Consider the following 14,864-nt stretch of genomic DNA (forward strand, 5'->3'; position numbering starts at 1 on the left):
ATTTCCCCTCCTTTAAAACATTTTAAAAGGCGAATGCTTTCGAACATCCGCCTCAAATGGTTTATTCATCTTCAGGATTCACTGTAATATCTTCACCGATATATTTCTCACTGATTTCCTTCAATGTTCCATTTTCGTGCAGTTTCTCAAGCGCTGCATTTATTTCTTCCAGCAATTCAGGATTATCCTTGCTGACTGCAATGGCCTGCTCGCCAACACCCAGCAAATCACGTCCTTCAATCGTCATTCCAGATCCGATCGCTTCCTTGCCGGTAATAAAGTCTGTCACAACCGCGTCATGCTTCCCTTTACTCAATGCTTCTAAAGCGACTACATCACTATCATAGTATTTAACATTATCGGTTACAGGCAAAACTTCTTCAGCATATGTCGTTCCTTTTGCAACAGCCACTTCTAAATCAGCCAGATCCTCAAGTGTTTCGACTGAACTATCTGGACGCACAAAGATTTGCGGTCCTGAATAATAATACGGAATTGAAAAGTCGACTGCTTTTAGCCGTTCCTCTGTGATCGTATGACTTGCAACTGCTGCGTCATAGCGGCCAGCTTTCACACCTTCTACAATTCCGCCAAATTTTGTTTTCTTCTGAACCGGTTCCAGTCCAAGTTCTTCTGCTACAGCTTCTCCGACTTCAATATCAAACCCAGTCATGGTTCCATCTGCTTCTGTTACAGAAAACGGATTAAATTCACCAGAAGATGCATATGTAAATTTTCCTTCATCCACTAATGCTTTTCCGCCAGAAGACGCCTCTTCCGCACCACATGCTGAAAGAATCATAACAAGCAATATTCCGTAGATGCCTTTTTTAAAGATTTGCATTTTCCTTATTCCCCCTTTTTTTGTTCTGCTTAAAATTCTTACCCTTTAACCTTAACAATCAAACAGAATTATCTCAAAATTCATATTTTGTGATAATTCACCTTAATTAACTCTATGCCAGTTTCTGTTAACTTCACAGATACTAATTCATGGATATAAGTGGTTTTCCTTCCGTATTCTTATGAACTTAGTATTCTCTTAAGTAAAATATAGAAATAATGTGGTGATTAAAAGCGGGGCACTGAATAGAGCGAGGCGATACATACTTTTGCTGTTTCTAACTGGTTCGGTACTTACTTTTATAACATCTGTTGACCCTGCATTTGATTTTTCCTTACTCCAGCGATTAGTCGCAATTCCGCTGATCAGAAGAGCAATAAGAGCTAAACCTCCTGTTATATAGCTAAATAGCATAGAATGATCTGTTAAAAAAGCTAAAATAATAAAAGCTAAACCCAATCCAATTCCAATAAAGAATGATTTCCACATACACAATCTCTCCTTTTATTTCAATTTTATCGGGCTGATTGAACAATTATGTCATTAAAATGTTTGCTGAAAATAAAAAAAGGAGCAGGCAATAATTTGCCATACTCCTTTATCCAACTATCCCTGTCTCATATACCCTTTTAAGATTGACCATGCTTCATCTTTTCCTTGACCGGTTTCAGATGAAAATAGAACAACAGAATCTTGCGGGTCCAAATCTAATGTTTCTTTTGTAACCTTTAGATGCTTTTGCCATTTTGATTTCGGAATCTTATCCGCTTTGGTGGCAATGATGACACATGGAATATTATAATGCTTTAAAAATTCATACATCATCACATCATCGTTTGTAGGCGGATGACGCAGATCGACAATCAGGACTACAGCTTTGAGCTGCTCCCTTGATGTTAAGTATGTTTCAATCATTTTGCCCCAAGCTTCCCGCTCTTTCTTGGAAACTTTTGCGTATCCGTATCCCGGAACATCCACAAAGTGAAGAATTTCATTGATTAAATAAAAATTCAAGGTTTGTGTCTTTCCAGGTTTAGAAGAAATGCGGGCAAGTGCTTTTCGGTTTAGCATTTTATTAATAAATGATGATTTCCCGACATTGGATCTGCCTGCCAGTGCAAATTCAGGCAGATTACTTTCAGGATATTGATCGGGTTTAACCGCACTGATAACAATTTCTGATGATACTACCTTCATGAATGCAAACCACCATTCAATGCGTGCTTCAGCACTTCATCTAAATGAGAAACAAGCACAAAATCAAGTTCACTTCTCACACTTTCAGGGATATCATCAATATCCTTTTCATTATCCTTTGGCAGGATGATCTTTCTTAAACCTGCCCGATGTGCACTAAGCGACTTCTCCTTCAAGCCGCCAATAGGAAGCACACGGCCCCTTAACGTAATCTCACCTGTCATGCCAACCTCTTTGCGGATCGATCTCCCAGTAAGAGCTGAAACAAGTGCAGTCGCGATGGTAATCCCAGCAGATGGTCCATCCTTAGGAACAGCACCTTCTGGAACATGAATATGAATATCATATTTTTCATGAAATTTTTCATCAATATCAAGCTCAGCCGCTTTTGAGCGAACATAGCTGAATGCTGCCTGAGCAGATTCCTTCATAACGTCTCCAAGCTTTCCTGTTAAAACAAGTTTTCCTTTTCCAGGAGAAAGCGAGACCTCAATTTGCAGGGTGTCTCCGCCTACTGTTGTGTAAGCTAGTCCTGTAGCAACCCCTACTTGATCCTCTAGTTCTGCTTGTCCATAACGGAATTTGGCTTTACCAAGAAATTCTTCGACATTTTTGCTTGAGATAACAACTTTTTTCTTTTCACCAGAAACAATGATTTTAGCTGTTTTTCTGGCGATTGTCGCAAGCTGGCGCTCTAAACTCCGGACCCCAGCTTCACGCGTATAGTATCTGACAAGCGTTTGAATGCCATCTTCGCGAATCTGCAGCTGTCCTTTTGTCAGACCATGCTCCTTCACCTGTTTCGGAAGAAGGTGATCCTTGGCAATATGGATTTTTTCCAGTTCCGTATATCCGGCAATTGTAATGATTTCCATACGGTCTAAGAGCGGACCGGGAATTGTGCTTAAATTATTTGCTGTGGCAATGAACATCACTTTTGATAAGTCATAGGTTTCTTCAATATAATGATCGCTGAAATTATGGTTTTGTTCAGGATCTAATACTTCAAGCATGGCAGATGATGGATCTCCGCGAAAATCACTGGACATTTTATCAATCTCATCTAATAAAAAGACTGGATTGATGGTGCCGGCTTTTTTCATCCCTTGAATAATCCGTCCTGGCATGGCTCCAACGTACGTACGTCTATGACCGCGGATTTCCGATTCATCACGGACCCCGCCCAGTGAGATTCTCACAAAATTGCGGTTTAACGAGCTTGCAATTGATTTGGCCAGACTTGTTTTACCAACTCCTGGAGGTCCGGCTAAACAAAGAATCGGGCCTTTTAATGAGTTAGTAAGCTTTTGAACAGCCAAATATTCTAAGACACGCTCTTTTACCTTTTCAAGGCCATAATGCTCTTCGTTTAAAACACGTTCAGCTTTTTGAATGTTTAAATCATCTTTTGTAGCGTTTGTCCATGGAAGAGAAATAAGCCATTCGATATAATTGCGGATTACTGCACTTTCAGCTGAGCTTGAAGGTACTTTTTCGTATCTTCCCAGCTCTTTTAATGCTGTTTCCTGAATATGCTCCGGCATGCCTGCCTTCTCAATTTTATCAGTCAGGTCTGCTATTTCGCCTGTCTTGCCTTCTTTATCGCCCAGTTCTTTTTGAATGGCCTTCATTTGTTCGCGCAGGTAATACTCTTTTTGCGTTCGTTCCATTGATTTCTTTACGCGCTGGCCAATTTTCTTTTCGAGGTTAAGGACTTCTTTTTCATTATGAATAATTTTAATCACTGTATTCATTCTTGCTTTCACATCAAGTGTTTCAAGAATATCCTGCTTCTCTTTAAGCTTTAAAGGCAAATGCGATGAAATAATATCTGCTAGCCTGCCTGGTTCTTCTATATCTGTTACAGATGAATACGTTTCTGCCGATACCTTTTTCGATACCTTTATGTATTGCTCGAAGTATTCAAGCATTGTTCTCATTAATGCCTGATCCTCTACATCCTTCGATTCGGGATCTTCATGAACTTCAACATTAACGGAGTAGTATTCATCCTCATCATAAAATTCCATTACTTCTGCTCTTTTGAGACCTTCAACTAACACGCGGATTGTACCATTGGGAAGCTTCAGCATCTGCTTCACTTTTGTCAGTGTACCCATGTGATACAAATCGTCTTCTGAAGGGTCATCTATAGACATATCCTTCTGCGTAGTTAAGAAGATTAAATGGTCATCTACCATTGCTTTTTCAAGCGCTTGTACTGATTTTTCACGGCCAACATCTAAATGAAGCACCATTGTTGGATATACAAGCAAGCCTCTAAGCGGCAGGAGGGGGACGATGATTTCTTCCTTTTTCGTCATTTCTCATGCACCTCCAAATGCAAATCTAAAACCCTAATAATTGCTGATTTCTTTGTACAATTCTATCTTATTTGCCCTGCAGTGTCGACTGTTTAGCCACTTTCTTCACGTACTTGCCTTAGTATCAAATATTAACAGGCTCATTATGCCTCTCATATCGTTATTTTTTCTCAAGCTTCTCTATCCTATTCCATTCGGAGAAATAGAAGGCATTGGACAATAAATCAGCTTGCAGTTCTTACACTGCAAGCTGGGATATTACATGCTTTCTTTCTTGGACAGTTCGATTGGCATGGATAATAATTGTTCTTTATAGCCGTCTTTTTGAATCGCAATTTTAAATACTTCGCCTAAATGGCTGACAGGAATAATGGTTATGCCGTCAATTTCCTGCAGTATGCTTTGATGATTTTCCTGCGGGATAATGACGGTAGAAGCACCCGCTTTTTTCGCAGCCTTTACCTTTGGATACACTCCGCCAACAGGTTTTACAAAACCATGGATACTAATTTCTCCAGTCATTGCGATGGTATGATCTACTGGCAGCTTATAAATCGCTGAATAAATACCCGTTGCCATTGCAATTCCAGCTGAAGGACCGTCAATCGGCACTCCGCCTGGAAAGTTCACATGAATATCATATTCATCTGCAGGTACACCCATTGATCTTAAAACGGTCAAGACATTTTCAATTGAACCGCGCGCCATACTTTTGCGTCTAATCGATTTCCCTTGTCCGCCAATGCTTTCTTCATCAACAATACCCGTAATATTAATGCTGCCCTTATCGTGGGCAGGAATCACAGTGACCTCGATATCTAGCAGTGCCCCGCTATTTGGACCATGCACAGCCAGACCATTTACAAGCCCAACTGCTGCTTTTTCGCCAATTTTCCGTTCCATCCTCGGGGTAAGCTGACTGGATTGAACAACCCATTCGATATCTTCGTCTCTTATGTAATTTCTTTCTTCTGTAATCGCTAAACCAGCTGATATTTGGATCATATTGACAGATTCTCTGCCGTTTCGGGCGTAAGATGCAAGTGTGTTTAATGCTTTTTTACTAATCGACAGCTTCACTTTTTCTGCAGCCTTTAACGCCACTGCCTCAATTTCTTCCTCCGATAACTCACGGAAAAATACTTCCATACAGCGGGAGCGAATGGCAGCAGGGATTTCACTCGGTGTCCTTGTTGTTGCTCCAATTAAACGGAAATCCGCAGGAAGCCCATTTTTAAAGATATCATGAATATGCGATGGAATTTGTGTATTATCTTCATTATAATAGGCACTTTCTAAAAATACTTTTCGATCTTCCAAGACCTTCAAAAGCTTATTCATTTGAATGGAATGAAGCTCTCCAATTTCATCAATAAATAGAACGCCGCCATGTGCATTTGTAACAGCACCTTGCTTTGGCTGAGGAATTCCAGCCTGGCCCATCGCACCGGCTCCCTGGTAAATCGGATCATGGACAGATCCGATTAATGGATCCGCAATCCCGCGCTCATCAAATCTTGCTGTTGTTGCATCAAGTTCTATAAAAATGGATGAAGCTTTAAATGGTGATTTGTTATTCTTCTTTGCTTCCTCTAAAACTAATCTTGCAGCTGCAGTTTTCCCGACACCAGGCGGTCCATAGATAATAACATGCTGAGGATTTGGTCCGCATAATGCTGCTTTTAAAGCCTTTATTCCATCTTCCTGGCCAACAATATCAGCAAATGAAGCAGGCCGCACTTTTTCAGCTAAAGGCTCAGTCAGCGAAATGGACCTCATTTTCTTTAACTGATCCATTTCTTTTTTAGATTCACGATCAATGGATACTTTTTGAGTGCGCTGACTCTTTAATAAGTTCCAAAAATACAACCCGATGACAATCCCAAAAAACAATTGAATAAATAAGGCAATCCCCGTCCAACTCATGTCGTTCCCTCCTGAATTTTAATCTAGCTGTTAACTGCTAGTATCTCCCCGACATGGTTGGAATAAACAGAAAAAGAAAAATCCGTTGAAAGGACTTGTATACGTTCTTTATTTCTTTATTTGATTGATAAAAACAGCTCTTATATTCTTAGTAATCCCTCTATAGAGAATAGGTACTTTTTTTGCCCTTAATTTAAGGGGAAACCAGTGAAATAAGCGGAGGTTTTACCCTTATTTCACAAATTGACCTATTTTCAGGCAAAATAAGGGGAGATTTTCCGGCTATATTGATTAAAATCGCCCATTTTCATGTTTTTCAGTTAGTTAGTCGGAATTACTCCGTCTATTTAAGTACATTTTAAGTGATTTTACGATTTAAGCGGAAATCTTCCGCCTATTTATGAAATTTCTAATTCTGCATTTTAGAAAAAATATAAAACCAGCTTAGTACTTACTATGCCTGTTATGACCCATGCGTTTGCTAAGCACCAGCCCAGCCGTAAAGCAAATAGTTTTCAAAAAAAGCCCAAAAAAGAAAAGCCAACCGAAGTCGACTTTTCTCAGGAATATTGCATTTATATCCTTATGCAGAAGTTTTGCGTTCTTCTTCAACAATGGTTCCATCTTCAAGAACAAGCTTTGGTGCCCCAGTGTCAAGAACCGTATCTTTCGTAATGATGCATTTTTTAATATCATCACGGGAAGGAAGTTCAAACATAACATCAAGCATAATGCCTTCAATAATAGAACGAAGACCACGTGCACCTGTTTTACGTTCGATTGCCTTTTTCGCGATTTCGATCAGAGCTTCATCTTCAAAATCAAGCTCAACATCATCAAGCTCAAGCATTTTTTGATATTGTTTTACAAGAGCATTTTTTGGTTTCGTTAAAATCTCAATTAGTGCTTCTTCATCAAGCTGCGTTAAGCTCGCAATAACTGGAAGACGGCCGATGAACTCTGGAATTAATCCAAATTTCAACAGGTCTTCTGGAAGAACCTTAGAAAGAAGTTCTTTTTGCTCTAGCTCGTTTTGCTTGTTATCAGAACCGAACCCAATTACCTTTTGACCTAAGCGGCGTTTAATGATTTGCTCAATGCCATCAAATGCACCGCCGCAAATGAATAAGATATTTGTTGTATCGATTTGGATGAATTCCTGATGTGGATGCTTTCTTCCACCCTGTGGAGGAACACTTGCCACAGTGCCTTCAAGAATTTTCAGTAAAGCCTGCTGAACACCCTCACCTGAAACATCGCGAGTAATCGACGGATTTTCAGATTTACGTGCCACTTTATCAATTTCATCAATATAAATGATGCCTTTTTCAGCTTTTTCAACATCATAATCAGCAGATTGAATTAATTTAAGCAGAATGTTTTCAACATCCTCACCAACATAACCTGCCTCCGTTAAAGAAGTTGCGTCTGCAATAGCAAAAGGTACGTTCAAAATACGCGCAAGAGTTTGTGCGAGCAATGTTTTTCCGCTACCAGTCGGTCCGATCATTGCAATATTACTCTTTGCAAGCTCTACTTCATCAATTTTGCTGTTTGAATTGATGCGCTTATAGTGATTATAAACGGCTACAGCAAGTGACTTCTTAGCTTGATCCTGCCCAATAACATATTCATTTAAAATCTCACGAATCTCAGAAGGCTTTGGAACATCTTTAAATTCTACTTCTTCTTCTGTTCCTAACTCCTCTTCCACGATTTCCGTGCAAAGTTCAATACATTCGTCACAAATATAAACACCTGGTCCCGCAACAAGCTTTCGGACCTGGTCCTGTGTTTTCCCACAGAAGGAGCACTTTAGCTGTCCTTTTTCATCATTAAATTTAAACAATTCCTTCACCCCTCAAAAAAACTGAAAAGATATATAACCGCGAATCCTATTTCACTGAACGTTCCGTTGACTGACCCGAAAATAGATTAGATATATGTATGGAATAGGCTCTCTGCAATGCTGCTCACTTTAGATGGTCAAAGAATATATACCATTACAGCATCGTGACTTACTCCAACTAATTTTCCGGCTGCTAAAAAAGAGTAATCTAAAATAAGCACATAAATATTTATGTTACTTACTTTTCCCTCTCATATTAGGCATTTAAACGTAACTTTAAATTTTTCCCAAAACAAGTATGTACTGCATTGTAACACATATTTACAGCAGACAGGAAATGATAACGCTTATGGTTGAAAATAGAATATGTACTTCATTCAGTAAATATGATTCGCTGGTTATGAAAAAACAAGCGATCGCCATAAAGCGATTGCCAAAGATAAAACTTGCCGTTTGACAGGTGCACAGCCAGAGGCTTCGCATACCTTATGCTGTTAAATGCTTGCTTTAGTCAAAGAAAACCGGCATTGGTTATATCATCATGTAAGTCAAATCGGGTCTTTTCGGTAAACGAAAAAAATATGTACTTTCTTAAGGATATCCATAGTGTCTGATTTCCATAAGTGTATCTTTTGCAAGAATACATGGTTTCTATGTAATACGTTATCATTTTTGTCTTTTCACAGAGCAAGGAGATACAAGAGTTATGTAGTATTTCTTTGGAGTACAAAACAAGGCACGATCAAAATCGCGCCTTATTTTTATCTATTATATTATACAGTTTTGCTGTTTTCTACAAGTAAATCGATTGCTTTTTTCATTTGAAGATCAGATTTTAATGCATCAAGGTTGCCGCCAAGTGCTTGTGTAATAGCGTCTACGCCCATGTTGTACATTTCAGCCATTTTATCAAGCTCAGCAGAAATCTCTTCTTCTGTTACTTCAATGTTTTCAGCTTTAGCGATCGCTTCAACTGTTAAGTTTACACGTACACGTTTTGCAGCTTCTTCGCTCATTTGCTCACGCAATGCGCTTTCGTCTTGACCAGAGAATTGGAAGTAAAGCTCAAGATTCATGCCTTGCATTTGCAGACGCTGTTCAAATTCTTGAAGCATGCGGTCAACTTCAGTGTCAACCATTGCAGAAGGAACATCGATTTCAGCATTTTCAGCTGCTTTTTCAACAACAGTGTCACGTACATGGTGCTCAGCTTCATGCTTTTTGCTGTCTTCTAAACGAGTTTTGATTTTTTCTTTAAGTGCATCTAAAGATTCAACTTCTTCATCAGCATCTTTTGCAAACTCATCATCTAGAGCAGGAAGCTCTTTACCTTTAATTTCGTGAACAGTTACTTTAAAAGTAGCTTTTTTTCCAGCAAGTTCAGCTGCATGGTATTCTTCAGGGAAAGTAACTTCAACATCTTTAGACTCTCCAGAAGCTGCACCAACCAATTGCTCTTCAAATCCTGGAATAAATTGGCCTGAACCTAATTCTAAAGAATAGTTTTCAGCTTTGCCGCCTTCAAATGCTTCTCCATCAACGAAGCCTTCGAAGTCCATAACAACTGTATCGCCGTTTTCAGCTTTGCCTTCTTCTTTTACAACAAGCTCAGCTTGTTTTTCCTGCATAGCAGTAAGTTCAGCTGTTACATCTTCTTCTGTCACTTCAGTTTCGAATTTTTCTACTTCGATTCCTTTGTATTCGCCTAATTTTACTTCTGGCTTAACTGTAACAGTTGCTTTGAAGATTAAGTTTTTGCCTTTTTCAATTTGCTCAACATCGATTTCCGGACGATCCACTGGCTCAATTCCAGTTTCGTCGATTGCATTTGCATATGCATCCGGTAATAGATAATCTACAGCATCTTGATAAAGAGATTCTACGCCAAAACGCTTTTCAAACATACCACGAGGCATTTTTCCTTTACGGAAGCCTGGTACATTGATTTGTTTAACGACTTTCTTAAATGCAGCGTCTAAACCTTCGTTTACTTTCTCTGCATCTACTTCAATTGTAAGAACCCCACGGTTCCCTTCAAGCTTTTCAAATTTAGCTGACATACAATTAGTTCCCTCCAAAATCTATGATCATTTCATTTTTCACGAAATGGTATGAATACGTCTTGTTTTCAAGCCACTATTCATTCACTAGTAACTGTTAAAAATTACTTATCTGCGTAATACAACCATTATATTATAACACACGGAGCATAGCTTTCAAGATTGAGCCTTATTTTTGCGCTAAGAAATTTCTTCTAGTGCAGAGATGTGCTCACTTGCAGCCTGAATCTCTCTCTCTTCCACTTCATATAAAGCTTCTAATTCTTCTGATGAAATCTCTATTCCAAAGTAGTTTGTGACTAGTCTATGATAAGCAGCAGCCAGTGCATTTGAGGAGATCGATTCAACCTCAAAAGGATAGAGAAGAAAGTAGTGACGCTTTATGATTTCTTTTGTATTTTCATATAAAATAGGATCTTCTTGAGAAATGCCAGCTTCCAGAAACCCTATAATCTCATTGTATTGCTTTTGATCATCCCAGTTATGCATGTCGGCTGGGATTACCTGCTTCTGCTTTCCGCCCTTATTAACCAGCACAGAACGTTCAAAGCCATGTTCTGCTAAGACATTTAACAGGATGGTTTTAAAAAAATATTGCCCGTCCTGATCTCTCAAATACTCTTCTATTCCTTCAAGCTGATTCCGTATGTTAGATTGAGCCAGTTTTGCGGCTATCTGGATTTGCTCATTTTGATCTAGCACAGCAAAAAAGTTAATTGGTTCATGTTCCTTGATATCTTCATGTTCTTCTTCTATCTCGATCGGAGCTAAATGGACATGCTTTCTGCTAAAAGCAAGCATGGTGCTAAAATGCTCGTATTTTTCCTTTGGCACCTCTTTCTCTTCCAAAAGGCCTTCAATCGCAGTAATAATCTCAGCATACTGCCCCAGCTGAACGAGAATCATTAAGTATAGCTCCATTATATCAATATAATTTCCTATGTCTTTCTGCAGCATGCTTTCAGCCAATTTTTTTGATTTGTGCAAGTTACCTGACTCAAAATAGGCAAGGACTAGACCAATATGTATTTCACTATTATCAGGATCCAGACTGAGGGCGTCTTCTAGATAATGAACCGCATTTTTGAAATCTTTTAGTTTGACTGCCTCAAGTCCTTTTTCTATAAGCCGCTTCTCAAGACCGGGAAAGAGAATAATATTTTCACCTGAATCTTTCTGTTCCCGTTTTTTCATATCTATACCGTCCTTATGATTGGTTTGCAGTTAGTTTAGCATGGTGAGAATAAAAAAACAAAAAGATCCATCACCTAATAGTAATGGACCTTCTATTTACTGCGCCTTTTCATATACAGTAATGTATTCATCTAATTGCATGGTAATTTCAATCTCATCCCAGCCATTTACGAGCATCTTTTTCCAATAAGGATCTATTGAAAAATGTGCTTTAAACCCGCTGGTGTCAAAAATGCTTTCGTTTTCTAAATCAACGGTAAGTTCATAGTTTTCATGTTCTGCTTTTTGCAGCAGCTGTGCGACTTTTTCTGCGTCCAGTGTAACTGGAAGCAAACCGTTTTTTAAGCAGTTCTGATAAAAAATATCTGCGAATGAAGGAGCAATGATTGCCTTAAAACCATAATCTAATAATGCCCATGGCGCGTGCTCTCTGGATGAGCCACAGCCGAAATTTTCATTGGCAATTAATATTTTTGCACCTGTGTTCTCAGGTCTATTTAATTCAAAATGAGGGTTTGGCTCACCATCGGGTGAATATCTCCAATCATTAAACAAAAAGCGTCCAAAGCCTGTTTTTTCAATTCTTTTAAGAAATTGCTTTGGTATGATTTGATCTGTGTCGACATTTGCGCGATCAAAAGATGCCGCCTTTTCTGTTATTTTTGTGAATGCACTCATCCTTTTCCCCCCTATTTAACTGCTTCTTCCGGCATCACCTCTGATACATCGGTGATTTTTCCATATATGGCAGCCGCAGCAGCCATGATTGGGCTGACAAGATGTGTTCTTGCACCTGTTCCTTGTCTGCCTTCAAAATTCCGGTTCGATGTTGATGCACAATGCTCACCAGCAGGAACAATGTCATTATTCATGCTTAAACACATACTGCAGCCAGATTCTCTCCACTCGAACCCTGCCTCCGTAAAGATACGGTGCAACCCTTCCTCTTCTGCTTGCTTCTTCACCTGCTGTGAGCCAGGAACCACTAATGCTCTAACATTGCTATGCACCTGTTTGCCTTTCACAATTTCCGCTGCCTGCCTTAAATCCTCGAGGCGGGAATTTGTGCAAGAACCGATAAACACATGCTGTATTTGAATATCATCTATTCTTTGCCCCTCTGTTAACCCCATATAAGAAAGAGCATTCTGCAGAGATTTTCTTTCAATCTCGTTTTTGCAGTCTGAAAGATACGGAATTCTTTCATGCACTCTTGAAGTCATTGCAGGATTTGTCCCCCAGCTGACCATTGGAGCAATTTCCACTGCATTGATATGAATCGTCTTGTCATAGACCGCATCATCATCTGAAGCAAGCTCTCTCCATTCTGCAACTGCCTTCGCCAATTCCTCGCCTTTAGGAGCAAACTTTCTGCCTGTTATATAGGAGAAAGTCGTCTCGTCAGGACTCACTAAACCTGCTCTTGCCCCGCCTTCAATAGACATATTACAGATGGTCATTCTTTCATCCATCGACATGGATCTTATTGCCTCTCCACTATATTCAATAATATAGCCTGTTCCAAAATCAAAACCATGCTTTGAAAGGATATATAAAATAATGTCCTTCGCCGTTACTCCTTTATTAGGAGTTCCGCTGATGTCAATTTTCAGTGTCTTTGGTTTGGCACGCCATATGGTTTGAGTGGCCAATACATGCTCAACCTCACTCGTTCCAATGCCAAAAGCAATAGAACCAAAAGCACCATGTGTTGAAGTATGGCTGTCTCCGCAGACAATCGTTTTGCCTGGCAATGTCAGTCCAAGCTCTGGACCAATAACGTGAACGATCCCCTGATCTGGACTATCTATGCCTGCTAACGGAATTCCAAATTCATGACAGTTTTTTTCTAATGTCGTCATCTGATTCAGCGCCACTTTATCATGAATTTCGGAACGGTTATCTGTTGGAACGTTATGGTCCATAGTAGCAAAGGTTTTATCCGGTCTGCGTACCTTTCTTCCTTTCATTCTTAGACCTGAAAAGGCTTGTGGTGAAGTAACCTCATGCACAAGGTGTAAATCAATATATAATAAATCCGGCTTGCCCTCTTCTTCATATACAACATGTTTATCCCATATCTTTTCAATAATTGACTTACCCATTGTGTTCCCCCCTATCGAAACGAGTGTCTTCATTTTTTGACAACTAAACTGGCTATTATTAAGAGTAAGCCTCCATAATATGCATAATCGCTTCATGATCTAAAATCATCGCTTTAACCTCATTAATCATTTCGCTAGTAGATACATAGTTATTGACAGTTCTTCCGATATCTTTCGTTCGATAGCCTGCATCAAGCACTTGGTTGACTGCCGTTTCAACCGCTTTTGCTTCCTCCTGCATTCCAAAAGATAAACGAAGCATCATCGCTGCAGATAAAATGGCTGCAAGCGGATTGGCAATATTTTGACCTGCAATATCAGGAGCAGAGCCATGAATCGGTTCATATAATGAAGGGCCATCCTCTGAAAGACTGGCAGAAGCCGACATCCCCAATGATCCAGTCAAGACGGAAGCTTCATCACTTAAAATATCGCCAAACATATTTTCCGTTACAATAACATCAAACCTTTTCGGATTTGTCACTAATTGCATCGCTGCATTATCGACCAGCATATGCTCCAGCTCCACATTCGGAAACTGCCTGGAAATTTCATCAGCTACTTCTCTCCACATTCGGCTTGATTCTAGGACATTCGCTTTATCCACTGACGTTACTTTTTGATCTCGTTTCTCCGCAAGCTCAAAAGCCAGCTTAATGACACGCTCCATTTCAGACTTTTGATAGTATAATGTATCAACAACCGCTTCTTTTCCGTCTCTTTCCACGCGCTCACTGGGTTTTCCAAAATACAGTCCGCCTGTCAGTTCCCGAACAAAAAGCAGATCTACATTTTCGATATATTCCTTTTTTAATGGAGAATTCTCTGCAAGACTATCATAATAGCTCGTTGGCCTTAGATTTGCATAAAGGTTCAGTTCTTTTCTTATTTTCAGCAAACCGCGTTCTGGCCGAAGGTGTGGAGGCTGAGTATCCCATTTGGGACCGCCAACAGCACCTAATAAAACCGCATCGCTATCTTTACAATGCTGTATGGTTTCATCCGGTAAAGGCGTGCCATATGTATCAATGGCTTCTCCGCCAATGCTTCCATATGTGAAATGAAACTGGTGTCCAAAGCGTTCTCCAACTGCCTGAAGAACTTCAACAGCTCCTTTTGTCACTTCTTTTCCAATTCCGTCTCCTGGAAGAACAACGATCCGTTTTTCCATCACTAACCCCTCCGATTTTGTTCATTTGGCTTTTTTGTGTGAAAAATAAAATGAAGATGCAAATTCCAATTCATGCTGGTCGTTTTAAGGAGGAGTGGTGGTGAGCCTCCTGCTGCAGAAGCACCGCACCACTCCAATCAGCGATTTCTATACTGACCTTGTATATAAAAGGTTATTTAAACAATAATCCTTCA

11 protein-coding genes are annotated in these 14,864 nt (G+C 39.6%); all 11 read right to left on the minus strand.

Annotated elements, in window-relative coordinates; genetic code table 11:
• Nucleotides 1-61 precede the first annotated feature (61 nt).
• Nucleotides 62-844, minus strand: coding sequence for a transporter substrate-binding domain-containing protein (locus tag J1899_RS16340; RefSeq protein ID WP_066443126.1), 783 nt, complete (start codon nt 842-844; stop codon nt 62-64).
• Between the two features lie 198 nt (nt 845-1,042).
• Nucleotides 1,043-1,333, minus strand: coding sequence for a hypothetical protein (locus J1899_RS16345; RefSeq protein WP_066443125.1), 291 nt, complete (start codon nt 1,331-1,333; stop codon nt 1,043-1,045).
• Nucleotides 1,334-1,450: 117 nt separating this feature from the next.
• A complete protein-coding gene (gene yihA, locus J1899_RS16350; protein ID WP_066443124.1) occupies nt 1,451-2,041 on the minus strand; it encodes a ribosome biogenesis GTP-binding protein YihA/YsxC in 591 nt (196 codons plus the stop codon).
• The gene (gene lon / locus J1899_RS16355) at nt 2,038-4,365 is read right to left on the minus strand and encodes an endopeptidase La (protein ID WP_214475258.1); all 2,328 of its coding nucleotides are present in this window, start codon (nt 4,363-4,365) and stop codon (nt 2,038-2,040) included. Before lon ends, yihA begins: the two co-directional genes overlap by 4 nt.
• A 258-nt stretch (nt 4,366-4,623) precedes the next feature.
• Nucleotides 4,624-6,291: an ATP-dependent protease LonB gene (gene lonB / locus J1899_RS16360; protein ID WP_214475260.1), complete on the minus strand. Its 1,668-nt coding sequence runs from the start codon at nt 6,289-6,291 to the stop codon at nt 4,624-4,626.
• 583 nt (nt 6,292-6,874) lie between these two features.
• Nucleotides 6,875-8,140, minus strand: a complete 1,266-nt coding sequence (gene clpX / locus J1899_RS16365) for an ATP-dependent protease ATP-binding subunit ClpX (RefSeq protein WP_066443121.1) — start codon at nt 8,138-8,140, stop codon at nt 6,875-6,877.
• A 773-nt stretch (nt 8,141-8,913) separates the two neighbouring features.
• Nucleotides 8,914-10,200 (minus strand): trigger factor, encoded by a 1,287-nt coding sequence (tig, locus tag J1899_RS16370; protein WP_066443120.1) that lies wholly within the window; start codon nt 10,198-10,200, stop codon nt 8,914-8,916.
• Between the two features lie 180 nt (nt 10,201-10,380).
• Nucleotides 10,381-11,394, minus strand: a complete 1,014-nt coding sequence (locus tag J1899_RS16375; RefSeq protein WP_214475261.1) for a tetratricopeptide repeat protein — start codon at nt 11,392-11,394, stop codon at nt 10,381-10,383.
• Between the two features lie 96 nt (nt 11,395-11,490).
• Nucleotides 11,491-12,072 carry a 3-isopropylmalate dehydratase small subunit gene (gene leuD / locus J1899_RS16380; protein ID WP_214475263.1) on the minus strand — a complete coding sequence of 194 codons (582 nt, stop codon included), beginning with the start codon at nt 12,070-12,072 and terminating at the stop codon, nt 11,491-11,493.
• A gap of 11 nt (nt 12,073-12,083) precedes the next feature.
• Nucleotides 12,084-13,499 (minus strand): 3-isopropylmalate dehydratase large subunit, encoded by a 1,416-nt coding sequence (leuC, locus tag J1899_RS16385; protein ID WP_214475266.1) that lies wholly within the window; start codon nt 13,497-13,499, stop codon nt 12,084-12,086.
• 58 nt (nt 13,500-13,557) lie between these two features.
• Nucleotides 13,558-14,670 carry a 3-isopropylmalate dehydrogenase gene (gene leuB, locus J1899_RS16390; RefSeq protein WP_214475268.1) on the minus strand — a complete coding sequence of 371 codons (1,113 nt, stop codon included), beginning with the start codon at nt 14,668-14,670 and terminating at the stop codon, nt 13,558-13,560.
• Nucleotides 14,671-14,864 lie beyond the last annotated feature (194 nt).

It is taken from the genome of Cytobacillus gottheilii (assembly GCF_018582665.1).
GTDB classification, from domain to species: Bacteria; Bacillota; Bacilli; order Bacillales; family Cytobacillaceae; genus Cytobacillus; species Cytobacillus gottheilii.

Excerpts from the sequence above, each read along its gene's own strand:
- lonB (WP_214475260.1), bottom strand. The coding sequence starts at position 6,291 with ATGAGTTGGACGGGGATTGCCTTATTTATTCAATTGTTTTTTGGGATT.
- lon (WP_214475258.1), bottom strand. The coding sequence starts at position 4,365 with ATGACGAAAAAGGAAGAAATCATCGTCCCCCTCCTGCCGCTTAGAGGC.
- J1899_RS16340 (WP_066443126.1), bottom strand. The coding sequence starts at position 844 with ATGCAAATCTTTAAAAAAGGCATCTACGGAATATTGCTTGTTATGATT.
- leuC (WP_214475266.1), bottom strand. The coding sequence starts at position 13,499 with ATGGGTAAGTCAATTATTGAAAAGATATGGGATAAACATGTTGTATAT.
- J1899_RS16345 (WP_066443125.1), bottom strand. The coding sequence starts at position 1,333 with ATGTGGAAATCATTCTTTATTGGAATTGGATTGGGTTTAGCTTTTATT.
- yihA (WP_066443124.1), bottom strand. The coding sequence starts at position 2,041 with ATGAAGGTAGTATCATCAGAAATTGTTATCAGTGCGGTTAAACCCGAT.
- J1899_RS16375 (WP_214475261.1), bottom strand. The coding sequence starts at position 11,394 with ATGAAAAAACGGGAACAGAAAGATTCAGGTGAAAATATTATTCTCTTT.
- tig (WP_066443120.1), bottom strand. The coding sequence starts at position 10,200 with ATGTCAGCTAAATTTGAAAAGCTTGAAGGGAACCGTGGGGTTCTTACA.
- leuB (WP_214475268.1), bottom strand. The coding sequence starts at position 14,670 with ATGGAAAAACGGATCGTTGTTCTTCCAGGAGACGGAATTGGAAAAGAA.
- leuD (WP_214475263.1), bottom strand. The coding sequence starts at position 12,072 with ATGAGTGCATTCACAAAAATAACAGAAAAGGCGGCATCTTTTGATCGC.